The following is a 23,754-nucleotide window of genomic DNA, read 5'->3' as shown; positions in this document are numbered from 1 at the left end:
TGTTATTTTACATGTGTTCTTATATTTATTCCTAAATGTCCATATTAGTACACTTTTGCGAACTGATTTAAATTACTCAAATTTAATGTTTTCTATAGTTCGTAATACCATTAAATAACCTTATGAACGTTCGTGGTTTCTCGCATACTTTTATGAACTCTTTCAGTAGATTAATAGAAAGAAATCCAAGAGAGCATTAAAAATATATAATGAAAAATTTGGTCCATACGAATTAGCAACAAGTATCAAAATGAAGGTCTCTAGCTAGAAGCCATGAAAAAATAGGTTTAAGCGAACGAGAGTCTTAATGGATAAACAAAGTGTTAATGATTTCGAAGAGCACAATATCATTGCTTACGAATCATCCGCAAGGGAGATGTTTTGTATATTCTCTCACTAGATCAATTTCGACCAAATAAAGAGGGAATTTAAAAGACTGGAACAACCTGAGGAAAAACCTTGTGGCGGATATTGTGGTGATGGATATACCTTTCGGATTACTTCTTCATAAGAATCTACTTGATTATGATCAATTTTATCTTCAATTGTATACGCATTGTTTTTTTCTATTTTTCTAAAATCTTTTTTCTGTTTGAAGTCCATTTTTGCGAGTGCAGCAATTAGTTTAGGCAATAAAGTTGGAACTTTTTTCTCTCTTGAATCATAAATAAAAGTTACTGGTCCATTGATCGTATCTGCCATAACCCCTCTATTTTCTCCAGTATTACTTGCCATTAAAACTAACCCCCCCATTAACAGTACCTGCTCGAACTCCCGAGTTAGTTCCATGATTAATTATAGAACTAGTAGTATCCACTGAAGAAAAATCATTTCTGATTTGAATGATTTCATTCTTAGTTTTTAATGCTTCATTTTTTGCTTTAAAAGCAAATATTGTAGAAATAACAGTAGCAATCATTGAGATAAGACTAATAATAGTTGTAAACTCCATTTATTTATCCTCCACACTTTTAACTTTTTAGACTTCTCCATTCGTTCTTTCCACTAGAAATATCTATATACTGTTCAACACGTCCTTTAATCTTTAATAATAAATCGAAATTAAATGGTTGCTCTGTTTCCTCAAAAAGTAATATCCCTGTAGCTATAGCTGTTTTAATAGAATTACTGGTATTCTTTATTCTCATCATACGAAAAAAATTTAAGCATGCCTCTTCTAAAGAAATTAATCTATAATGTTGATCTTTCCATACATCAACCTCAATAACATCGATATTTTTTAAGTATCGCATTTTGAGTATAGTAAGGGACTTGTTTGCCATTAACTATCATTTTCACTTCTTTTTCGTGCTCTTCTTCAGTCATAAAATAATCACTGTAAAGCAAGGTTAGTACGAGAAACAACATCCCAAAATTAACAGGTCTTTCAAACACTGATTCTCCTTGCGTGTCGTAGTTCGATTGTATCCATCTGTTCAACCTGATTCCTGTGACGAGTATCGGACTACTTTCCTCCGAAGAGTTTTCCGCTCGATTTTTCCAAAAAACATCTAATGTGATGTCTTTCATCTCCCAAGGTATGAACCGATGGAGATTTGCAGGAATGAATAGATAGAGTTCATCATTTATAAGAAAGTAAGATCTTTCATTTTTTTGGGCATGCATTAATTTTTCAACTGGATATTCTAATCTCATACCACCCCGATGTTGTTCTACTACTGATTGCTTCATTTTTATATAATCCTTATTACAATAAGGATCCCCCAAACGTTGAAGCATAGTTCATTGAGTTGACACTTGAAAATATCACTTATCGTGAAAGAATTTAGGTTCAATCTTTCTAAACCTCTAAAGATGGAAATTTCTTCTTTTATAGGATTGAACGTGATTAATGATGCTGAACCAAATTTCCCTTTGTACTGTAGCTCTTGTGCTGCATTACGCAGACTTACAGTGACTAATTCATCTTCCTTCACCAAATTCTCACCACAAATCCAGATATCCGTAATATTTAGCGATTTATATAGCAGTCTTCGCTTTCGAATATCTTCAGAGGAGATATTCGAACGTTGGTACTCTACAACCCATTTCTGACCGGTCTTGAATAGAATAAAGATATCGGCAACTTGCTTTGAATCTGGCAAAAAATGTTCAACTTGGATGGTCTCTAACTTACTTGCAAGTGTTTCTTTTAGATATTCATATAATTTTAATTTCCCTAGATTGTGCTCTTCACTTTCACCTACACCATATGTACAATCTCTTTGAATCTTATGTTTGAAATGTGAGATTCTCTTTGCAGGCAAAGCCCAATGCATCTCTACCTTACTTTCGCACAGTGGACAAAACAATTCATTCCTTTGTAATGGCTGTTTCAAATATTCCCTTCGATTCTTCCACCTTTTTTCTATTAGATTTATTGTCTCTCCTCTCAAGATTGCCTTTTGCACATTTCTCCACCTCATTAAAAATCAATTCTTTATCGTCAAATAACTACATAATTCACTTTGTTTTAAATGGTTAAATTTGTATCTATTATAGACTGCTATTAGCCATTACAGAAATTTTTTTTAGTTAATCAAAACTGACGAAAAAGCCCCCTAATGAGGGAGCTCATAATTTAAAAGATTATTTATAGGTCGGCAATACTAATCTCTGGTAACTACCGAAAGTAGCACGCCCTTTTCCCCTCGCCATCTTCCTCTGCCACTAATGAACCTTTTACGGTATTGAACACACTTATATATTTCTCTTTCAATGTGAAATTCGAAAGGAAATTAGTTATAACCCTTATACCAAATTAAGTTTATACAGGTAGCCCTTAAGATCATCTGAAGCTTCTACTTTAATAATCGCCTGTACACCATTCTCTCCTATAAAAAGATTGAAATAGGGTCCCCGAGTTTCCGTGTAATATCAAAATAACAATGTGTGACATGAAAATTGGAATCAAAAAGACAACATCTCTAGTTTTACTTACAGCCCCCTAATAGTAGTTTCATCCTAGGTATATTTCAGTATCACCTTGAATTACTTTTTGAACATTGGTAGAATGAAATTATAAAGGAAATATCTAAATTTCAGAAAATATTCCTTCTATTTCTTAATTCCGTAATAATAAATCTCACTATGTTTCACAAAGTGTGTTGAAACAGTAGAAGTATATTAATAACTTCCTAATAGAAAGGAATATTTTCCAAATTGAAAATTAATGAGCTTGAAATTCATAATATTAATTCTATTACAAGTTTACAATTAAAGTTTCAGCCCGGTGTAAACATATTGTGCGGGACTAATGGTACTGGTAAAACTACTATATTAGAATGTATAAACAACTCATTCTCCACTAGAAAGTATTCTAGAAGTGGTATTAGAAGAACGGTTGATAGTATCGAGAGTTCCTACAGCATAACGGTTTCAGAAGAACAATTTTATACCTATTTTTTTGAAACTCAAGACCAAGAGAATGATTTGTTTAGACCTGATAAATTTCAAAGTGATGGGAAAATAGAATCTGATAAATTTATTTACCAAAAGATTACTCAAAGAAATCCTAATTTAAGACCACTTGTTTTAGGTGAAAATGGCCGACCTAGAGTTATGTCACCATTTGATTTGATCAAAGGTTGGTTTTATAGATGCTACTTTCAGAAGAAAGACTTCACTGAAGATAAATATAAAAACTTAGTATTAGCCAAAAGAGTATTCAGTCAATTAGATCCGAATGTTACTTTTAATGATGCTATTGAAAGAACTGAAACACAAGGAAGTCGTAACTCAGTTAGAGTGATAGAAATAATGGTAGAAACCCCTAAGGGAATTATTAATATGGACTTTCTATCCTCTGGATATAAAGCTTGCTTCAGTATATTAATAGGTATAATAAGGTCAATAGAAGAAACAAACCATATGGCTGTAGAAAGTTTTGATGGTATTGTTTTAATTGACGAAATAGACCTTCACTTACACCCAGAGTGGCAATCTAAAATTGTGGATATACTCAAATGGCTTATACCTAATGCACAGATTATTATTACAACTCACAGCCCCCATGTTATACAAAATGCATCACCTGGAGAAATAATACCTCTAGGAATAGATGAAAATAACAGGATGTTTGTACGGAATCTTCCCGAGAGCAATGAATATGGATATCAAGGTTGGACAATCGAAGAAATTCTTGTATATGTAATGGGATTAAGTGATCCAAAATCAAAGATATTTCGTGAAAAACTAAAGAAATTTGAACAAGCGTTAGATGATGAAAATATAAAGGATATTAAAGAGAATTATAAAGCTTTATCATCAATGATCCATCCTCGAAATTCACTAGGAGCTCTACTAAGAATTCAAGCAGAAGAATTCTTTGAAGACGATAAGGAGGAATATGAGTGATTCAGTTAGAAAGACCTAATTGCCCTAGTGAACTGACACTCAAAAAATCAGAGTTAACTGAAGAATATAAATCATCAAAAAAACCTGTGTGGAAGAAGACTTTTATCACTATTCCTTTACAGAAGATGTCAAATGATAAGTGTTGTTTCTGTGAATGTAAATTAGGAGAAGAAGGGAAATATATGCAAGTTGAACATTTTCATCACAAGAACGATTACGAAGATGAAGTTGTCGATTGGAATAACCTTCTTCCTATCTGCATTAGGTGCAATTCACATAAAAGGTCTCACGATACATATATTAATCCAATAATTGATCCAACTATACAAAATCCCCAAAATCATATATATATGTCTAAGTATCGCATTAAAGGTAAAGATGGTTTAGGTAAGCTTACTACTGAAGTACTAGATTTAAATGATACAGAAGAAATAATTGTTCCTCGTTTTAAGGTAGCAAATAAGGTTCTTGATAAACTAGAACAGACTTTTGAAATGGTGAAAACCTATGATATCACTACTGGTTCTCCAATAGAAAAGGCCAAGATAATAAGGAAATTTAGATCATTATTGAAAGAGTGTGGATCTAAATATCCATATAGCGCAACTGTTTCTACAGTAATCTTATCTGACCATCTGTATGACGAAACCAAATCATTATTTTCTATCAAAGGTATTTGGACAGAAGAGTTACAGACCCTTGAAGATGCTGCAACAAAAGTAAAACTTGATGTGATGCCATGAAGGCAACAAAAAATTAGAAATTAATTTCTACATAGAAACACCGGCTACACATAGTTAGCCGGTGTTGGTTCTTTCAATTTAAATAAACATTTGTTGCATGAATGCTTTTTTTTGCTCTTTCAAAAAATTTAATTTAAATTTTTCTTTTTCAACTTTCATATCAATTTTCGATAAGAAGTTAACAATTACTCGTTGTTCTTCTATACTCGGAATATCAAATTTCATTTCTGAAAAGTCAGTATAGCTAATGGCCTTTCCATCTCTAATTCCATATGTCAAGTTATTCAAGCGTGTAATGAAGTTTTTGGTTTTAAAAAAGTATTTAAAATAAACTACTTCTATATTCTCAGGACTGCTAATTTTAAATACTGTATAAGCTGGACTCACTAATCCATCATATGAAGAGGTTTCAATGCCTCCCTCGAAAGATCGAAGACTTATAATAAATTCATTTACTCTAACCCTCTTGTAATTAACCAAATTATTTGATGCAAACTGCATCTTTCTATTTAAAAGATTTCTTGGTAAGATACCTTGGTCTTGAGAAGCTGACAACACCTCTAATGTACCATCATGACTCTTATCAGAAACGCTTTGAAATAAATCTTTGGCCTTAACTCTCATTCTCCACTCTGGATACTCTCGCCCATTCTCATTCTTAAACCGTAGCTTTTGACTAAAAATCTTTTGCATAAGACCTTTTTTCTGCAGTTTCAGCAACTCAACTTTTTCTTGTTGTTTTTGCATTTTTTTATCTAACAAAGTAAGGAAATCCGCAATTTTAGTTTGTTCAGATTCTAAAGGCATTTTAATCTCTACTGAACTTAAAATAGCTTGGCTAATATTATAACGAGTACTACCGCCAGCTTTAGCACCAATTTGATTCCGAACATTAAAAGATTCTAGATTTAATTTTAAAAAATACGGGTGATAGTCTGCTAGCTTCTTACCTCTAATAACAAATCCACCAAATAACGCATATTTATCCTTGTCTAGATAAACAGAACTTTTCCCGACATCTTCACGAGTTTCAGAACTTCGAAGAAAAAGAATATCACCGAACTCAACTTTATTGGACTCTTCAAGTTTTGCTGGAACTGAAACTGACCCAACAATATCTTCATATTTAATGTAGTTGTTATTTAATATATCTAAAACATTAATGAATTTACGACCATGTCCATAACTATCTTTATCCGCATTAATCCCATTATTGAAAGACAAATAATGACTTAAAACCGCCTTTTGCCATTCTTCATTAAATCCTTTAAATCGTAATTTAGGTGCATCCATTCTATTACACCCCCAACTCTTTAAAATATTTCGTCAGTTCCACGTCAATCTCTGCAATCTCTTCGTCAATTTCCTTCAAGCGTTTTGAAACAACTTCTAAATCAATCACTTCTTCTTCTTCAAATGTATCCACATATCGGGGAATATTTAAGTTATAGTCGTTTTCCTTGATTTCGTCTAACGTTGCTGCATATGAATACTTCTCAATCGTTTCACGACTTACATACGTTTCAATAATCTTTTGTACATTTTCATCAGTTAAATTGTTTTGATTCTTCCCTTTTTCAAACTCACTAGAAGCATCAATAAAAATGATATTATCTCCAGCTTCTCTGCATTTCTTAAATACTAAGATACATGTAGGAATCGATGTCCCAAAGAAAATATTCGCTGGTAATCCAATCACGGCATCCAAATAATTCTTGTCTTCAATTAAGTATTTACGAATAACCCCTTCTGCCGCCCCTCTGAATAGAACTCCATGAGGAAGTACTACAGCCATTGTACCGTTATCATCTAAGTGATGAATCATGTGCTGCACAAAAGCGAAATCAGCTTTAGATTTTGGTGCAAGTTTTCCGTAGGCACTAAAACGTTCATCATCCAAAAATTTAGCTTCTGCACTCCAGTTAGCGCTATAAGGTGGGTTAGCTACAACTGCTTCGAATTTCATATCTTGATGGCGAGGCTCTTCCAATGTATCCGAATTCTGAATGTCAAAGTTTTGGTAAGATACATCATGTAGCAACATGTTCATTCGTGCCAAGTTATATGTTGTAGATGTAAGTTCTTGTCCATAAAACTTACGCACATTCGTTTCTTTCGCAACTCGTAAAAGTAATGAGCCTGAACCACAAGTTGGATCATACACATTTTTTAAATCCTTTTTTCCATGAGCCACGATTTTCGCCAAGATTTTCGATACCTGTTGTGGTGTATAGAATTCTCCTGCTTTTTTTCCTGCATTTGCCGCGAACTGAGAAATTAAATACTCATAAGCATCCCCAAGTACATCAATATCGACATCATCATGTAAGAATGGAATACTATTTACGCTTACCATAATTTTCGCAATAAGCTTAGAGCGAGATTTTACATCTCTCCCTAACTTAGATGAAGCTAGGTCCATATCATCAAATAGATTTTGAAAATCTTCTTGGCTATCTGTACCAAGAGTTGACTCTGTTACATTATTTATTGCTTGTTGCAACATTTCGGTATCGAAAATACCTAGTTCTCCTCTTTCAATTTCATGAATCATGTTCGTGAAAAGGTATTCTGGCTCAATCACATACCCAATTTGTTGCAATAGCTCGTCAATCAATGCTTCCTTCATTTCAGGGTCATCCCAAGCTTCTACGTAGGATACGTTATCTTCTTCCAAAAGCTTGTCCGCACGATCTTCTGTTTTTTCGGATAAGTAACGATAGAAAATCAAACTAAGAATATAGTTTTTAAATTCATAGGCTTCCATTTGGCCACGAAGATCATTTGCCATATCCCATAGCTTCTTATGTAAGTCTGCCTGTTGTTTACGCTGTTTTTCACTGGTTGTCATTATGTATATCCCCTATCGTATGTATAATGGTGTAATTCATAAATTGTTCTTCTAGTTGCTTCTGTTCCATCTGTAAAGCCTGTTTCTTTTTTACTCCCCTATACATCTTTCCTATCAGTTCTTGTTTATCTAAGGGAGGCATCACAATTTCTAATTCTCGCAGCATTTGAATGGATAAGGGAGAGATACTCGTACCTTGTCGTGCAATCAGCAATTGCTTTCGGCAAAATGGATGTTCATTAAAATACCACTCGAAGTATAAAGGTGAAAAGTGTCCCTTCCCTTCAATAACGACGAAATTAGAAGGAATTAATAGTCCGGAGTGTTCTGCACGAATAGCTACCGCTTTTTGTGAAATTAGATTCACTACGACCATTTTTTCTGATGCTAGTTTTAATTTGGATAATTTATTTACTTCAATTGGAATCGATGTCACACGTTCACTATCACCACGGTAACCCACTCCAAGGCTTTCATTCATTTCTTTCATTGTATAAAGATTGACTTTCCGCGCTGCCTTATCCTCCGGGCTTGTTTCTACACGAGATACAAAAACTCCATGTGTAACGGTTGCTACCTCTTGCAGTTGCACAAACACACCTCCTAAATGATATTTTTAGTAATATCTACAATCACTATATCGTATATATTCTTTTTAATCAAATGATATTTTTAAAAATATCAAAAGAGGCATATCGGTGGATATACCTCTTTCATCAGCCATATTTGGTTGTATGTTCTACGATGAAATCAACAATTCGTTGGGAAAATTTCCTTTTCTTTAACAGACCACCCTTTACAGAATCACTGATTTCAGACTGTTTAATGATATTGCTATACTCGTACTCTTGGATGTATTCTTTTAAGAGCTCTTTTTTTAGGGTAACTTCTTTTGCGAACGACTGAATTTCTTTTTCTCTTTCTTCTTCTTCATATGCATTGTACCTATCGTCTATTGAATCTTCACTTGTAAGTGTTGGGACTACACGTTGTAAGAATCCTTTGACTAAATCCACTTTCAAACGTAATTCTTCATTATCTGCACGATCTAATTCATCTTCGATAAACTTCACTTTCTTCTTCACATCTTCTGCATCATTAAAATCTATATCTTTGAGTAGATTCATGATGTAACTTACATTAATACGGTCTGTATGCATGAGTTCTAGTGCAAAATCAATGTCTTGTAAAATGGATACTTTATCTACATCTTTTTTGGTCTTTTCATATAGCATTAAATATTTACTTTTGTAATCTTCATAGTCTTGTCTTGTAATGTTCAATTCTTCTGGAGTAAAAATAAATTCAGTGAAAGTTTGAAGTTTCACCAATATCTTTGTTAATTCACGGAATCTTTCAATATACGCTTTTTGCTCTTCTTCTCTTTGCAATTGATCCACTGCAGAGGGAGTAGCTGCCATTTCGCGTACTTTTTTTAAGCTGTCATGAAATTCATTTAAATATTCCTTATAGCTTCTCATGAGTACATCATCTACCGAATTCGTTTGAGAGAACAATCGTACGGCTTCATCGGTTTTCTTTTTAAGACTGCGATAGCAAACGATATTTCCGTAAGGTTTCGTTGCTTTTTCTACCCGATTTGTACGGCTATATGCTTGAATTAAATCATGGTACTTCAAGTTTTTATCTATATATAAGGTATTTAACGTTTTACTGTCAAAGCCTGTTAAAAACATATTTACAACTAGTAAAATATCAATTTGAGCTGATTTAACACGTTTGGAAACATCAGAAAAATAACTTGCGTATGTATCAGTCGTATAATTCGTTTTGAATAACCCATTATAGTCCTTCATCATTCGCTCTAAACTATCTCTCGAATGTTCATCCCGTCCTTCGCTTTCTTCATTTGTACCATACGTAAAGATTCCTGCTATTTTAAAATTATGATCATAGGTTTTGAAAAGATCATAGTATTTGATGAGCATGGGAATACTTTGAACCGTAAAAATCCCGGTATACCCTTTGCTACGGGATTTTCGCTCATGATTTTCTAAAATATTCTCTACGATTAGCTTCATTCGATCTTCATGGGACCATACTTCATCCGTATTAATTGCTTCTACCCGTGTGTCATCTTCTTCATCTAACTTCGAATCAAATGTACGATGGTACTCTACAGAGAAACCAAGCACGTTTCCATCATTAATAGCATCTTTAATTAAGTAGGTATGCAGACACTTCTCAAATAAATCAGCCGTCACACGACCATCTTGGCTTTTATTTTCTTCAAAACGGGGCGTTCCAGTAAACCCAAAATACTGGGCATTTTTAAAGTGACGAGAAATAGCCGTATGCATCTCCCCAAACTGACTCCGATGACATTCATCCATAATGAAAATAACACGATCATCTTGATACCGTTCCATAATGGCAGCATACTTTGGAATCTTCACCGCATTAGCCATCTTTTGGATGGTCGTCAGTATAAGCGGCTTTGTCATGTCTTGTACTTGTTCTACCAGTTTATCTGTCTTATCGGTTGTATCCACGGATCCTTTTTCAAACTTATCAAATTCAGCAATAGTTTGACTGTCTAAATCTTTACGATCTACTAAGAAAAACACTTTCTTAATATGAGACTCATTAGCTAAAATCTGACTAGCTTTAAACGAAGTTAAGGTTTTACCAGAACCGGTTGTATGCCATATATAGCCGTTATTTTTCGTTTCTAAGGCACGTTGCACTAGTGCTTCTACCGCATACACTTGATACGGTCTCATAACCATCAGCAACTTATCACTTTCATTTATCACCATATAACGTGCAATCATTTTAGCAATATGGCATTTCTCTAAAAAAGAATCGGTAAAGTCACTCAAATTTGTAATACGACTATTCTTGTCATCGGACCAGAAGAATGTATACCCAAATAAGATATCACTATCACTATTGGCGAAGTACTTCGTATCTACTCCATTGCTGACCACGAAAATTTGTAGGTAACGATACAATCCCTTATAAGAATGTTTTCGATATCGCTGGATTTGATTGAATGCTTCTTTAAAATCAAGCCCACGCCTTTTTAATTCAATTTGAACAACAGGCAATCCATTAATCAGTATAGTAACATCGTACCGATTCACATATTTTCCTTCTACCGTTGTCTGAGTTGTTACTTGAAAAAGATTTTGACACCACTCACGTGTATTAAACAGTTCCAGATAGACCTCTGAACCATCATCCCGTTGCAGAATTATTTTATCCCGTAATATTTTCGCAGAATCAAAGATACTTTTCTTATCAATACGGGTCATTAACCGAGTGAACTCATCATCTGAAAGAGGTGTATCTGCTAACTTGTATTTATTAAATTTATTCACTTGTTGTCGGAAGTTAGCTACAAGTGCCTCATAATCAGACAGTACGACTCGTTCATAACCTTTGCGAATTAATTGGTCATACATATTCTTTTCTAATTGAGCTTCTGATTGATACGACATAACTTATCCCCTTATATTCAGCAAACCTATATAAGCTAATTCTAACATATTTTAATAAACAAACTTCCACACATTTCCTTCTAAATAATGGTATTATTTAAATTAAAACTACTGTATATTCCGAAAACTACTTTTGGAGGTGAATTATGAATAATTAAATTATTTCCATTAAAAGCATAACAAAGATTTATTAAGCCGTATATACTGTGATAGCTTATAAAATATAAAACCTTAGCCGTAGCTCCCACGCTATTATTAGATATGTTCCATCTTCTAAATCCACACTATACTATTTTTTAGTATCCTGTTCATGTAGTTTAAGTGTAACAATTCACAATTGATTGCCGAAATCTACTTGATGTTTTGGACATAAAAATAGACCATCGAAATGATGGTCTTGTTTAACTAAAGCACCCGTTAGCCATCCATGCAGCAAAAAAACGCTGCACCACAGAGGATGAAAATTGTTGTAGAACGGGTATAGATTAGTATGGCTGGCGAAGAAGGTCGATGAACTATGGTGCCATAGAGCCCATCCGTTAGTCTGACTCCAACGACCACGGTGCATCACAGACTGTCGCACTCTATACGAGTAGCACTCATGGGAGATTAATCCTACTCTGGTTATTGCACCAGCCATGCCTTTATTCTATGAAGAATGGAGTTGGTCGCTGATTTACCTTTTAACTCAATATAAACATTCTGAAGGCTCAGCCTTTTTTTAAAAAAGCTATTTCTGAGTCTCTTTTGTTATGCAATTTTATAGATTTTGAGCGTTATTAATTTTCATGGGAGTTTAAGTACAATCCTTCACAAACTTGAAACTCTTTTTCAATTTTACAGGAATGCAAGTTCAATAAAAAGGCATCAATCCTTCTTAGATCAAAACCCCTGTTAGTTATTTATGTGTAATTTTGCAAACGTATGGTACTATACAGGCAAATAGAAGCAAATTACAATTTATCAGTGAGTTTGAAATTTTGAAAGGAGATTTTGAAATGGAGAATACAGACAGCTTATTAAAAGTGTTAGATGATAAACTTGGTATATCAATTACACCTGTTGAAGACAATCAAAAATACGATAGATATAACAAGATTAATAATGATGACTTTGCAAAAATTAATGCCTGCTTTCAAAATGTTCCATTTTTTTTAAAAAGCGTTAATGATGCTAACTACTATTCTGGAACATATAAAGTCGTATATGATAAAGGACTAGGTGTGTTGCAAAGGTCAGCAAAAGATCCAACTTTATTTAGGGGTAATATTGTTGCTCCAGGAAAAAATAATGATATTACAGGACAAGCATTGCTTCAAGAGTTAAATAAATCCGATTTTATGACATTATCTAATATAGTAACTGCTACTTTTACAGTTGCTTCTATCGCTACAAGCCAATACTTCCTAGCAAGAATTGATAATAGGTTAGAATCAATCGAAAAAAAAGTGATTGAAATTCAAAGATATCTAGAGATTGATAAAGAAAGTCAGTTATGGGCAGATGGTGAATTCTTAAAAGAAGTACGAGACAATGCACAATATATCTTAAATAATGAAACATATAGTCAGGCAACACTTATAAATGTCCAATCTATAAGGAGAACAGCTCTAGCTAATATCAAATTATATTATGAGCAATTACAAAATTTAAAATCAACACTTAATCAAAACGATAATAGCAAAGAAACAACAGAAAAACTTAATAAATATAAAAATTATTTACCTAAATATTGGTATTCAATTTATTTATACCAAACGGCATATTATTTGGAAATCAATCTATCAAATATTACTGATTCTTCTTTCTTACATAAAGTAATTTCGGAAATGAAAAAAAATGTCAATATGTATCAAGAAGCATATGACGTTATTAAGGGTTTAATTAACAAATATATTAATGAAGTTAAGGCATTAAAAGCTAATGATGTACCAGCGAAAGTTATGAAGAATGTAGGCGAAATTGTAAATAGTCCTGTGAGTAGTCCATTATTTAAGGGTGTCGGATTTTTACTAGATATTGGTGCTGACGGATTAGAAAAACACGAAAAAACTAAAAAAAAGGCTAAGAAACAAGAAATAATTGATGAATTGGAATTAGTTATTAAACCTTATTCTGATTTAGAACCTTTGAAGTTTCAAATTGAATTAATAAATAATATAGATACTGCTTATAATAAACGTCTTGAATTAATTGTAACCAGTAATGAAGCATATATAAAATGAATTCAAGTAGATTAAAATAAATTCCAATTTATCGGTGAGCTAATTTGAAAACACTTATGACACTTCCTTGGTGTCTTTTTTTATATCATCGCCAATTCTCCTATTCACAACTAATTGTTATATCTTCGACTAGTCGAGTAGAAGGGAACCTCTCTACCTTGCGGTAATTGTGTTCCTCCCCCCTCACAGAACCGTGCTTGCGCTATTTACGCACACGGCTCCTCCTAGTCATCGTTCACAAAATATAGCTAATTTCTTTTCTTAGGTCGTATATATTCACCTTAATTCGTGGTGAAGGTAACGGATATTTATGAAGAAAGAGATTGAATTTATCCCAAGTAAAGGATTTTCTTTGACTTCTTCTGTTGAGCCATTTAAACAGTAAATATTGGATTTTGTCTTTAAAGCGGTGAACACTTGGAGTGTTATCCGTGATGCAATAGTAGTTGTAATAACCTACAAGCGAGCGTTTAAATCTATCCATAATCATATGAATATCATTATTTCGGTTCTTCTTTATCCATTCCTTCGATTCCTTTAGTTTACCTTGTAGCTTTTTCCTGCTTGATTTCCGCTTCACACGATAGTATCCAGATTTACTCTTTCCACAATAGTGTGTAAAACCTAGGAAATCAAAGGTGTCAGGTTTTCTATTTCCCTTTAGTTTTGCATCTTTCTCCGCAGATCTCCCGAAGGGAATAATTTTGGTTTTATCCTCAGCTATTTCTAAGTTAAACTTCTGTAATCTCAGCTTCAATGATTGAAAGAATTCCTGAGCTTCGCTCTTATATTGGAAGCAACAAACAAAATCATCGGCATATCTAACTATGTATGCTTGTCCTTTACACTTTCTTCTAACTTCCTTCTCAAACCACAGGTCCAGGACATAATGGAGGTATAGATTGGCAAGTATCGGAGATATGACTCCACCTTGCGGTGTGCCTTTATCTGTCTTGTATTTCTTTCCTTCCTCCATGTATCCACCTTTTTGAAACCTACCAATTATTCTTAGTAAGTTAGGGTCAGCGATTCGCAGTTTTAAGAACTCCAGCATCCATATGTGGTCAACATTGTCAAAGAACCCTTTGATATCTACATCTACTATATAATTTACTGATTTCTTTTCAATATAATAATTTAATATTTTCAAAGCATCGTGGCAGTTACGATTTGGGCGGAACCCAAAAGAACAGTCTAGAAAATCGTTTTCATAGATAGCATTTATTATTTTTGTAATGCCTTTCTGTACAATCTTATCTTCATGTTCCGGTATCCCCAACGGTCTTTTCTTGTTGGAGTTAAGCTTGGGAATATACATTCTCCTTACGGGAACTGGATGATAACTTTTACTTTTAAGCTTACTTAAAAATCATTATACTTAGGTGTTTAAATGTTCTAAAAAAAACCATTCTTTAATGAGTTAAAACTACAACTTCAACTTTAGTAACAAATTTAACTAACTTTTTCTTTTAACTTATTTAATAGAAACTCAGAGATTAATCCCATACTTTCAATAGCAGCTATAGCTTCATTAGGTGTAACTGTTGGTAAAAAAGGCCGCCCGTGCCCCGTCCCCTGTTTATTTCGCAGATTATTTACCGCACACCCTAACTCGTATAAACTTATCTCCATACGAGACATCGACTCGTTTACTCCTTTGGTATTAGGTGTAGATAATCCTAAAAGATGAAAGGCAAGTCCTAATAAAGTTGGAAAATTACTTTGTTGATATTTACCTAGCAGTTTTGTGATGACATGTGCGGCTACTGCCTCTAATAGGTCCTTACTTGTTCCTGTTAATAATGCAGCGTCAGATGCTCCCTTTTTAGCACGTCTAATATAGCTCTCTAGCGCTTCTTCCATTTCTAGATCAGATAAGTTTTCTAATACCATCGGAGTTAAGGTTCCATCACTTGCCAATACTATACCTTCTAATTTTAGTGAGTTTTGAAGATTTAGAATGGATTCATTTCCAACATAATTAGGTGAACTATCTCTAAACCCTCCATGACCCCTAAGTAACGAGATGAGTGAACCTACAAATGATTCTCCTAATTCTTGATTGTATTCTAAAGCCCAATTCAATACTGCATAAACTCTTTTCGCTTTTCCCACATTACCATTTAATCCGTTTAATTTTGGATCTCCTTTATCTAATCCATGACGAAGGATAATGTTATCTAAATCTGCATGACTAGGCTTACGAGTTGCAACCAACGCGTCATCTACTATTTGTGACATTGCAACCGCAATCTCATCATTCAATGGGATTTTATTCATAAGGTTATCTTCCTTTTTAGTTCAATTAGAGTTAACTTGTCCTACAACGTTTTAGTTAAATACCTTTAGATTACTTCATGAACATTATACCATTTTTCAATCTATATTCTGGGATATTTTCAAACATTTTTTGCTAATTATGTAAGTATAATAGAATACATTCAGTGTACAAATATAAATCAACCATCTAGCAATGGAAATATATACTTATAGTTATCTGTTTGCTTACTCATTCCTAATTTAGTCTAAAGAGGGTGATTGAGTGGAGAGTTTAGTTAATATTGTTGGTGGAAATATAAAGAAAATTAGAAAATAAAAAAAATTAACTCAAGAACATCTAGCAAAATGTGAAATGCAAGTATCATACTTAGCTGCAGTCGAACGAGGAGATAGAAATATTACATTAAAAAAAACAACAATTAAATATAAGTTTAATATATTTTAAAAATTTCTTGAGCTATTTTATAAATCAAATGTATTTCCTTTTCAGATTTTCCAGAAAGAAAATTATTAAGAGTTTCTAATTCTTTGGAGTGTGTTGATAAACTAATATTTTTGCTATCTGTTATGAGCCTAGACAGTTATAACTGGTGGTACTGTCTAGGGGAAACTATTTTTAGAATTTAAATTAGTAAATTCATAGATTTTATATTAAGGATTAAATCCATTTATATACCTTTTAAATAGATAATAATAGCTAGTTACTTCATTGCAGTTTAGCGAAATAAAATTTTCAATCATTTTTTCTTTATTATCTGGGTCCTCATAGGGGGTCAAAGAAGATTCCCTTGCGATTAAACCAATGTTACGTAACTTTAATGATGAAATATATATTGTCTGAGCAAAGACATTTTTATCTTCTATAAGTACCTTTAATACTTCCTCTACCTCTAGATTAACATCTTCCATATAAATGCCATTTTCAAAGTTTACTTTTCTGTGTAATTCATACAAAATTAATAGCTTTAAATCACTCTCATTTAACTGTGTTAAAATGTCCAGGCAGATTTGCATTCCAGCTTGATAACTTGGATGTGAAGAGTTTCCAAAGATAACTACAAAATGTGCTGCAAGTTTTCTTAGCCATTTCCCTTTGGCATTTACCCCTCTTCTAATAATCTCCTCTATAGTAGATTGCATTTCAATTGGAAAATCTAAATTGACTAAAAGTTTCAATTCTTCAATTTCTCTTTCTTCCATAGCTTGTTTTGTATCACTTAGAAACAATTTTAATTTCTCTAAATCTCTCATTTCTAAGTTTCGGTTATATGAATTAAAAATACATGCTAATGTTGGAAGTGCTAGGGATACTATAGTTTGAAAATCCGGTGGTAGGCTTTTAAGCATATCTGTTATTCCAGTAGGTATACCCGCCGTTATCATATCAGATGTAACAGCCTTAAGTTCTTTTTTCTTCATTATTTTACTCCCTTTTCTATTAATTAAAGCTTACAAAAAAGACTTTTAATTTTTTTAACTCCACTACTTTGTTCTTTTTTTCCATATTTGCTAACTCTTTCTTTATAAAACCAATTGCTCCGAATCTTATAATCAGTTTGTTTTTATTATCATATTGTTCATAAACTGTACCTAGAGTTGTTTGTTTTGTTTTAATAATACCAATGTAGAATTCCCTCCAATTTTATTTATTTATATATAATTCTACGTTTTATTTTAAATACCTTTTTTATAGTTAGTAACTTAAAGAGATAGAGGTTAAGTTAAATTGGCAAGAATTAGTTCCTTACCATGCTTTTAGAAATACACTTTGTTCTTTATAATTCAAAAAACCTTATCCAATTTTGGATAAGGTTTCAATATTCATGTACATAATCTCTCTTACCATATCTTAAAGGCCTTTGAAAATATCCTCTTAATTTATAAACATTATCACCACTTGTCATATCCAACTAATACGACACATTTATCATACTTTCACTTCGCTTTCTTATTTTGTATTACCTTAAACTTTATAAAACCTATTCAAAATATAGAAAATATTGACATGCATTTTACTTGAATATATAATAAATTAATTAAGTGTACTGAAGTCTGGGCCTAAAGCTCTTATCTTCATCAACTTCATATGTGCATTTATTCTACTTACTGGTTTACGTTATATCAGTTTATTACCTGATTACTTACCATTTATGGAGGCGATGCAAATGCAAATGTCAACACAACAACTAACGTCTATTATCACTGAGTCACTTTGGGCTTTTGGAATTAGTTTATTTGCAGGTATGATTATTGGTGGAGCTAGCTCAAACCCAGGGGCTTCGGCTTGAGTACATTTAAATTAATTTCCAAAGAGTGTGGATAATCTACACTCTTTTTTATTTGGTTAAAATCATTATGTGTCTACTGTGGCTTACCTATAAGCACCCTTACAACAACTCACGTTTGGTTTTAGATAGATTTTTCCGCCTTTATACGTTAATCCTTCTTTCCTTAACTTAACTGACAAATAAAAAAACCAGAAACCCTTATATATTAAGGTTTTCTGGTAGTTTAGGAAGCGTTATTTTGTATTATCCGAATTTATTTCTAGATGTATATAATATTTTAAGTATATCCTTGCCAATATGGCAAAGATATACTTAAAGTCGCAGCTTTATCGAATAAAAAATCAAGCATAAAATTTCCTAAAATAAAATAAAGCATAAAGTTTCCAAAAGGAAATTTTATGCTTTACGTCACAATTTAACAGTGTTTCTACTGCTAAAAATAAGTATGGAGACGGCGGGATTTGAACCCGCGTCCAGAAACTCTAACACTTAAGCTTCTACGCGTGTATCTTACCTATTTAAAGTTTCGCGTAGCATTATGCCGATAAGCGGGCGTCCTGTACGCTAACTTGGAAATCTCTTGTAGACAGCTCAAGTTGCACTGGCTACCGTATCCCACTAAAGTTGAGCTCTACCTAGCCACATGGGCGATGGATAGATAAAGCAGATCCGAGCTTACGCTGCGAATGCTAAGTTGTTGTTTGTTTTGCCTGTTGTTATAAGTTCCGTTTTTACGGAGCCGAGCCTCCGACGCGCAACTCAAGCTCAGACTATCCCTGTCGAATCCATAACGTCCCCGTTTATGGAATATGTTGCTTAGTTACATAGCTTACTATACATCAAATATGGTCAAAATTCAAGTGAGACATTCTACCAACTCTGGTTAGCGTTACTGGTTACGTTCTTTGAATGCTCTTTCGATATCACGTTTTGCCTCTTTTTTCTTCAAGACATCTCGTTTATCGTAATCTTTTTTCCCTTTACCAACACCGATTAACACTTTCGCATAGCCACTTTTTAAGTACATTTTCAACGGCACGATGGTATAACCATCTCTTTTAGTTTCACCGATTAACGTACTGATTTGTTTTTTGTGCAGCAATAGCTTTCTCGCTCGTAGTGGATCGTGGTTAAATCGATTTCCTTGCTCGTATGGACTTATATGCATATTGGAGATCCATGCCTCATTGTTACGAATTCGTATGAAAGCATCTTTCAACTGCACCTTCCCATTACGAATGGATTTGATCTCCGTTCCTTGGAGCACTATCCCTGCTTCAATCGTTTCTTCAATATAATAATCATGGTTTGCTTTTTTGTTCTGTGCAAGTACCTTGTCGTCATGCTTTTTAGCCATTTCATTCACCCCTCAAAAACTGAGAAAGAGCGACTTGGTCATCGCTCTTTTATTTTTTCTTTGGACGTTTACGACGTTGAGATTTTTTCGCAACGGACTCGTAAAACTTTTGTTTCTGTTTTGCACCTTTTTTCGGACCAGGCTGAGATTGTTCTCTATTTCTAGAGTCACCGCTGCCCTTTTTGGAAGCATGTATAACTTTTGGTGTTTCTTTTCTAGTTCGTTGGAATGCTTTTTTCATCCCTACGATTTCAAAATCAATCGAAGCTTCTTCTGGTTTTACGGCAGATACTCGAACCGTTACTTCATCACCAATACGGAACTGCTTACCAGCACGTTCCCCAATCATCATCATTTGACGATCGTCAAAACGATAATAATCATCGGTCATATTCGTGACATGTACTAGACCTTCAATTGTATTCGGAAGCTCGATAAATAGACCAAAGTTCGTTACGGAACTAACAATACCTTCAAATTCCTCACCGATTTTGTCAGCCATATACTGTGCTTTTTTAAGGGCATCAGTATCACGCTCTGCATCTACTGCGCGACGTTCACGTTTAGACGTATGCTCTGCAATATCGTCCATTATAGCTCCCCAGTGATTAATGGTAGGCTGTGACACGTCTTCATTTACCAAGTACGTACGTATTAAACGATGAACGATTAAATCCGGATAACGACGAATTGGTGAAGTGAAGTGGGTATAAAATTCGGTTGATAAACCAAAATGTCCTAGACATTCAGCATAGTATTTCGCTTGTTGCAATGAACGTAAAAGCATTGTAGAAATAACCGGTTCCTCTGGCATTCCTTCAATGTTTTCAATAATTTCCTGTAACGCTTTTGGATGAACTTCATTTCCAGTACCTTTAACAACTATTCCAAAGTTCGTTAAGAAATTAAAGAATCGTTCTAGTTTTTCAGGCTTTGGATCTTCATGAATACGGTAAATGAAAGGTACATCCATCCATTTAAAATGCTCGGCAACTGTTTCATTGGCAGCAAGCATAAACTCTTCAATCAGACGCTCTGCAACTGTACGTTCTCTTGTTGCAATATCTGTTGGCCAGCCATCTTCATCGACAATAATTTTCGCTTCAGGGAAATCGAAGTCAATTGCTCCACGTCTCTCACGTTTCGTACGAAGGACTTCTGCAAGCTCTCCCATTAGTTCAAACATAGGAACTAAGTCTTTATAACGCTCTATTAATGCCTCATCTTTTTCTTCTAAAATTTTGTAAACATCTGAATACGTCATTCTTTCCGTAGTTCGGATAACACTTTGGAAAATTTCATGAGAGGTAACCATACCTGAACCGTCAATAATCATTTCACAGGATAGCGTTAAACGATCCACTTGCGGGTTTAACGAACAAATTCCGTTTGATAGACGATGTGGAATCATTGGAATAACGCGATCCGCTAAGTATACACTCGTTCCACGGTCATATGCTTCACGGTCTAATGGAGATCCTTCAGTTACATAATGACTTACGTCAGCGATGTGTACGCCAAGTTTATATGTACCATCCGAATTTTTTGTAACGGTTACTGCGTCATCCAAGTCTTTAGCATCTGCTCCGTCAATTGTAACGATTACTTCATTTCGAAGATCTCTACGATCGTTTAAGTCTTTCTCATCAATTTGATCTGGAACAGCTTCTGCTTGGTTGATCACTTCTTCTGGGAAGTCGATCGTAATTCCATGCTTATAAATAATAGAAAGTATATCAACACCTGGATCATTTTTATGCCCTAGAATTTGCGTTACCATCCCAGTAGCGGATTTTCTTTCATTCGGCCATTCCGTAATTTCTACGACTACCTTATGCCCTTCAATCGCGCCTAATGTATCTCCTTTAGCGATAAATACATCCATAGGGACCTTCTTATCGTCTGGTATAACAAATCCAAAGCCTTTATTGTCTTGGAATGTTCCAACAACTTGCGTCATACCACGTTGGGTAATTTTAATAATAGAACCTTCTCTGCGGTCTCCCGATGAATCCTTGGAAACTCGTACAAGTACTTTGTCTCCGTTGACTGCTCCATTTACTTCCGTTGGAGGTATGAATATATCATCCATTCCACTCTCTTCAGGGGTAACGAAACCGAATCCTTTTGCATGTCCTATGAATTTCCCGACTATTAGATTCATACGGGAAGGAATCCCATATCTGTTGGATCTAGAGCGGACGACTAAACCGTGTTCCTCCATTTGAACAAGCGTTTTCACTAGTTCTTTAAAATCATCTGCATCTACCAGATTAAAATGCTGTTCTAACTCTTTTGTTGTTAATGGTTTATATTCTTCTGTGTTTAGTAATTCGAGTAATTGTTCTTTCATGTTTTCCATCTAACATCCCTCCTTTTTCAGCGTGTGCACATTTGAACTGTTTTACACATTCCAATCGAGCGACTCTAAAAAGTTTAATATATCTTCGTGTAATTGTTCTTTTTCTGGGCCAAGTGTGATTACATGCCCGGAGTTCTCATACCAATTTAGTTTTTTCTCAAAGGACTCTGCTTGTTCAAAGATATAATTGGCAGAAGTAATATCGATGACCTTATCTTTATTCCCTTGAGTTACTAAAAGCGGAGCGTACACATGATCTACATGATCACGGACGTTGTAAACAAATTCTCTTAACTCAGCCAATGTCTCCATCGGTGTTTTTCTAATAGCCTCTACTTCTTCTTCTATTTGCTGCTCGGATTTTCCTTCATATTTCTTATATTCTTTTGCGTATTTTAATACACCTTCAAACATAATATCCGTCGTTTTCATCGTCATCGGGGAGCACATGGTGACAATACCTTTTACAGGTAATGTATACCCTAACTTCAGTGAAAATACTCCTCCAAGTGATAATCCAGCAACAGCAATTTCATCATAGCCTGCTGCTTTTAGTCGGTCATATCCTCGCATGACATCTTTCCACCAGTCTTGTGGTCCTGTTTCCAACAGTTCTTCCGGTGGCACACCATGTCCTTTGTAGTGTGGAGCCAATGATGTGTATCCGTTTTTTTCTAAAAAACGTCCAAGCATACGAACATCTGAGGAATTTCCAGTAAAACCGTGTAACAGCAATACGGCACGTTTTCCAGCTTCAAAGAAAAATGGCTTAGGAGTTGAAATTCGCATATGTAAAACCTCCATCAATAATAAGCTTTTCGCATTATTCACCATACTAATTATTTCATTAATTAGTTTAATATGCCCGAATAATGCCTTATATTTCATATGTATAAACTATTTATAAAACTATTTTAGTTAAAAGAAAACGCCTAACCAATCAGAAGTCGGTCAGGCGGTTCGCATCTGTTTTATATTCAAAAAGGCTTTGGTGTATAATACACTCGTCAGAAAAAATTATCCTATCAATAGATTAGGATTAAAATTTAGTTACGGCAATAGTCAATATAAAAAATAGAACTGCAAGTACAATCGTTACTCTATGTAAGACTAAGTCCATACCTCGAGCTTTTTGTTTTCCAAAAAGTTGTTCAGCCCCACCAGAGATGGCTCCTGAGAGACCAGCACTTTTCCCTGATTGTAACAATACAACAACGATCAATGCGATCGCAACGATGACAAGTAATGTCATAAATAATGCGTGCATTTATTCCACCTCCTGATAAGAACGTTCACAACAAATTAATTTTACCAAAAAACAGGAACATTGACAACCTATCGCCAAAATATTTAGTTAAAAAAATCAGACTCCTCTATGTTATACCTGGAAGTTTATTTACTTGCTCCGATATGACCGTTACTTGCGTTCACGATAAGTTTACTTGCCTTCATCCATAACTTACTTGCGCTCACAGTTTGAATACTTGCTCTCAAGTATATTTTACTTGCTAAACGGGAGTTTTATCCATTATATTTTGTTCCATTTCGCCTTCAACTAGTGAAGGTGACAACAAATGATTATAAAGTGGTGTTATCCATACATTATCCTAGGTTAATCTAATATGTCTAAGCGATAATCTTTGCTAAATCTTCTGATTGTAGTGAGAGGTGGCGACTCCAGTGGGAAGAGTGAGACAGATGAGATATCACAACGACGCGGAGCGACGGTGATAGCTCATCGCTCACCCCACGGAGGCCAACAGGATGTTGGTCACGAAGGCGTTGCGATCGCGAGGTGGCGTTCTTAGCCATCGTACCTTTGTCTCCA

The 23,754-nt window shown here is 34.2% G+C and carries 19 protein-coding genes, 1 other RNA gene and 1 pseudogene; 4 read left to right on the top strand and 17 right to left on the bottom strand.

Annotated features, from left to right (window positions below; translation table 11 throughout):
• Positions 1-396: 396 nt before the first annotated feature.
• From MKY37_RS16550 to MKY37_RS16530, 5 genes are all read right to left on the bottom strand, one after another.
• Positions 397-735, bottom strand: coding sequence for a hypothetical protein (locus MKY37_RS16550; RefSeq protein ID WP_340778772.1), 339 nt, complete (start codon positions 733-735; stop codon positions 397-399).
• Complete coding sequence (locus MKY37_RS16545) at positions 725-952, bottom strand: hypothetical protein (RefSeq protein ID WP_340778770.1); 228 nt, start codon at positions 950-952, stop codon at positions 725-727. Before MKY37_RS16545 ends, MKY37_RS16550 begins: the two co-directional genes overlap by 11 nt.
• A gap of 19 nt (positions 953-971) precedes the next feature.
• Positions 972-1,148: a hypothetical protein gene (locus MKY37_RS16540; protein WP_340778769.1), complete on the bottom strand. Its 177-nt coding sequence runs from the start codon at positions 1,146-1,148 to the stop codon at positions 972-974.
• A 73-nt stretch (positions 1,149-1,221) separates the two neighbouring features.
• Entirely contained in the window at positions 1,222-1,692 is a 471-nt protein-coding gene (locus MKY37_RS16535) for a hypothetical protein (protein ID WP_340778768.1), read from the bottom strand.
• 2 nt (positions 1,693-1,694) lie between these two features.
• The gene (locus MKY37_RS16530; RefSeq protein ID WP_340778766.1) at positions 1,695-2,411 is read right to left on the bottom strand and encodes a competence protein CoiA; all 717 of its coding nucleotides are present in this window, start codon (positions 2,409-2,411) and stop codon (positions 1,695-1,697) included.
• A gap of 751 nt (positions 2,412-3,162) precedes the next feature.
• On the opposite strand from MKY37_RS16530, the gene MKY37_RS16525 reads away from it, so the two are divergent.
• Positions 3,163-4,356 carry an AAA family ATPase gene (locus MKY37_RS16525; protein ID WP_340778765.1) on the top strand — a complete coding sequence of 398 codons (1,194 nt, stop codon included), beginning with the start codon at positions 3,163-3,165 and terminating at the stop codon, positions 4,354-4,356.
• Entirely contained in the window at positions 4,353-5,099 is a 747-nt protein-coding gene (locus MKY37_RS16520) for an HNH endonuclease (protein ID WP_340778764.1), read from the top strand. The genes MKY37_RS16525 and MKY37_RS16520 overlap by 4 nt, the downstream gene beginning before the upstream one ends.
• 78 nt (positions 5,100-5,177) lie before the next feature.
• Here the strand turns inward: MKY37_RS16520 and MKY37_RS16515 are convergent, their stop codons facing one another.
• The 4 genes from MKY37_RS16515 to MKY37_RS16500 all read right to left on the bottom strand — a co-directional run bounded on the left by MKY37_RS16515 (position 5,178) and on the right by MKY37_RS16500 (position 11,414).
• Entirely contained in the window at positions 5,178-6,392 is a 1,215-nt protein-coding gene (locus MKY37_RS16515) for a restriction endonuclease subunit S (protein WP_340778763.1), read from the bottom strand.
• A 4-nt stretch (positions 6,393-6,396) separates the two neighbouring features.
• On the bottom strand, positions 6,397-7,950 hold the full coding sequence (locus MKY37_RS16510; RefSeq protein ID WP_340778762.1) for a type I restriction-modification system subunit M: 1,554 nt from the start codon (positions 7,948-7,950) through the stop codon (positions 6,397-6,399).
• Positions 7,937-8,542, bottom strand: coding sequence for a hypothetical protein (locus MKY37_RS16505; RefSeq protein ID WP_340778761.1), 606 nt, complete (start codon positions 8,540-8,542; stop codon positions 7,937-7,939). The genes MKY37_RS16510 and MKY37_RS16505 overlap by 14 nt, the downstream gene beginning before the upstream one ends.
• Before the next feature lie 124 nt (positions 8,543-8,666).
• On the bottom strand, positions 8,667-11,414 hold the full coding sequence (locus MKY37_RS16500) for a type I restriction endonuclease subunit R (RefSeq protein ID WP_340778760.1): 2,748 nt from the start codon (positions 11,412-11,414) through the stop codon (positions 8,667-8,669).
• 998 nt (positions 11,415-12,412) lie between these two features.
• Between MKY37_RS16500 and MKY37_RS16495 the strand changes: the two genes are divergently transcribed.
• Positions 12,413-13,639, top strand: coding sequence for a hypothetical protein (locus tag MKY37_RS16495; RefSeq protein WP_340778759.1), 1,227 nt, complete (start codon positions 12,413-12,415; stop codon positions 13,637-13,639).
• A gap of 235 nt (positions 13,640-13,874) precedes the next feature.
• Here the strand turns inward: MKY37_RS16495 and ltrA are convergent.
• From ltrA to MKY37_RS16480, 3 genes and pseudogenes are all read right to left on the bottom strand, one after another.
• Positions 13,875-14,990: pseudogene (ltrA, locus tag MKY37_RS16490) on the bottom strand (group II intron reverse transcriptase/maturase); the annotation flags it as partial.
• Between the two features lie 101 nt (positions 14,991-15,091).
• The gene (locus MKY37_RS16485; RefSeq protein WP_340778758.1) at positions 15,092-15,919 is read right to left on the bottom strand and encodes an abortive infection family protein; all 828 of its coding nucleotides are present in this window, start codon (positions 15,917-15,919) and stop codon (positions 15,092-15,094) included.
• Positions 15,920-16,570: 651 nt separating this feature from the next.
• Positions 16,571-17,338: a hypothetical protein gene (locus MKY37_RS16480; RefSeq protein ID WP_340778756.1), complete on the bottom strand. Its 768-nt coding sequence runs from the start codon at positions 17,336-17,338 to the stop codon at positions 16,571-16,573.
• Between the two features lie 746 nt (positions 17,339-18,084).
• On the opposite strand from MKY37_RS16480, the gene MKY37_RS16475 reads away from it, so the two are divergent.
• Positions 18,085-18,207, top strand: coding sequence for a hypothetical protein (locus tag MKY37_RS16475; RefSeq protein ID WP_340778754.1), 123 nt, complete (start codon positions 18,085-18,087; stop codon positions 18,205-18,207).
• Between the two features lie 443 nt (positions 18,208-18,650).
• Here the strand turns inward: MKY37_RS16475 and ssrA are convergent.
• The 5 genes from ssrA to secG all read right to left on the bottom strand — a co-directional run bounded on the left by ssrA (position 18,651) and on the right by secG (position 23,193).
• Positions 18,651-19,005: a transfer-messenger RNA gene (ssrA, locus tag MKY37_RS16470) on the bottom strand.
• Between the two features lie 91 nt (positions 19,006-19,096).
• Positions 19,097-19,564: an SsrA-binding protein SmpB gene (gene smpB / locus MKY37_RS16465; RefSeq protein WP_090566820.1), complete on the bottom strand. Its 468-nt coding sequence runs from the start codon at positions 19,562-19,564 to the stop codon at positions 19,097-19,099.
• Between the two features lie 49 nt (positions 19,565-19,613).
• On the bottom strand, positions 19,614-21,926 hold the full coding sequence (gene rnr, locus MKY37_RS16460; protein WP_340778753.1) for a ribonuclease R: 2,313 nt from the start codon (positions 21,924-21,926) through the stop codon (positions 19,614-19,616).
• A gap of 42 nt (positions 21,927-21,968) precedes the next feature.
• Positions 21,969-22,715 (bottom strand): alpha/beta hydrolase, encoded by a 747-nt coding sequence (locus MKY37_RS16455; protein WP_340778752.1) that lies wholly within the window; start codon positions 22,713-22,715, stop codon positions 21,969-21,971.
• A 250-nt stretch (positions 22,716-22,965) separates the two neighbouring features.
• Positions 22,966-23,193, bottom strand: coding sequence for a preprotein translocase subunit SecG (gene secG / locus MKY37_RS16450; protein WP_211895144.1), 228 nt, complete (start codon positions 23,191-23,193; stop codon positions 22,966-22,968).
• Between the last annotated feature and the right edge of the window lie 561 nt (positions 23,194-23,754).

Source organism: Psychrobacillus sp. FSL K6-2836, assembly GCF_038003085.1.
GTDB lineage: Bacteria > Bacillota > Bacilli > Bacillales_A > Planococcaceae > Psychrobacillus.
Note: the sequence above shows the minus strand (reverse complement) of the source record. Positions and strands in the feature narration are given on the sequence as shown.

What these genes read in the sequence shown, in the direction of transcription:
- MKY37_RS16550 (WP_340778772.1), bottom strand. Translation starts at nt 735, where the DNA reads ATGGCAAGTAATACTGGAGAAAATAGAGGGGTTATGGCAGATACGATC.
- MKY37_RS16545 (WP_340778770.1), bottom strand. Translation starts at nt 952, where the DNA reads ATGGAGTTTACAACTATTATTAGTCTTATCTCAATGATTGCTACTGTT.
- MKY37_RS16540 (WP_340778769.1), bottom strand. Translation starts at nt 1,148, where the DNA reads ATGAGAATAAAGAATACCAGTAATTCTATTAAAACAGCTATAGCTACA.
- MKY37_RS16535 (WP_340778768.1), bottom strand. Translation starts at nt 1,692, where the DNA reads ATGAAGCAATCAGTAGTAGAACAACATCGGGGTGGTATGAGATTAGAA.
- MKY37_RS16515 (WP_340778763.1), bottom strand. Translation starts at nt 6,392, where the DNA reads ATGGATGCACCTAAATTACGATTTAAAGGATTTAATGAAGAATGGCAA.
- MKY37_RS16510 (WP_340778762.1), bottom strand. Translation starts at nt 7,950, where the DNA reads ATGACAACCAGTGAAAAACAGCGTAAACAACAGGCAGACTTACATAAG.
- MKY37_RS16500 (WP_340778760.1), bottom strand. Translation starts at nt 11,414, where the DNA reads ATGTCGTATCAATCAGAAGCTCAATTAGAAAAGAATATGTATGACCAA.
- MKY37_RS16495 (WP_340778759.1), top strand. Translation starts at nt 12,413, where the DNA reads ATGGAGAATACAGACAGCTTATTAAAAGTGTTAGATGATAAACTTGGT.
- MKY37_RS16485 (WP_340778758.1), bottom strand. Translation starts at nt 15,919, where the DNA reads ATGAATAAAATCCCATTGAATGATGAGATTGCGGTTGCAATGTCACAA.
- MKY37_RS16480 (WP_340778756.1), bottom strand. Translation starts at nt 17,338, where the DNA reads ATGAAGAAAAAAGAACTTAAGGCTGTTACATCTGATATGATAACGGCG.
- MKY37_RS16475 (WP_340778754.1), top strand. Translation starts at nt 18,085, where the DNA reads ATGCAAATGTCAACACAACAACTAACGTCTATTATCACTGAGTCACTT.
- smpB (WP_090566820.1), bottom strand. Translation starts at nt 19,564, where the DNA reads ATGGCTAAAAAGCATGACGACAAGGTACTTGCACAGAACAAAAAAGCA.
- rnr (WP_340778753.1), bottom strand. Translation starts at nt 21,926, where the DNA reads ATGGAAAACATGAAAGAACAATTACTCGAATTACTAAACACAGAAGAA.
- MKY37_RS16455 (WP_340778752.1), bottom strand. Translation starts at nt 22,715, where the DNA reads ATGCGAATTTCAACTCCTAAGCCATTTTTCTTTGAAGCTGGAAAACGT.
- secG (WP_211895144.1), bottom strand. Translation starts at nt 23,193, where the DNA reads ATGCACGCATTATTTATGACATTACTTGTCATCGTTGCGATCGCATTG.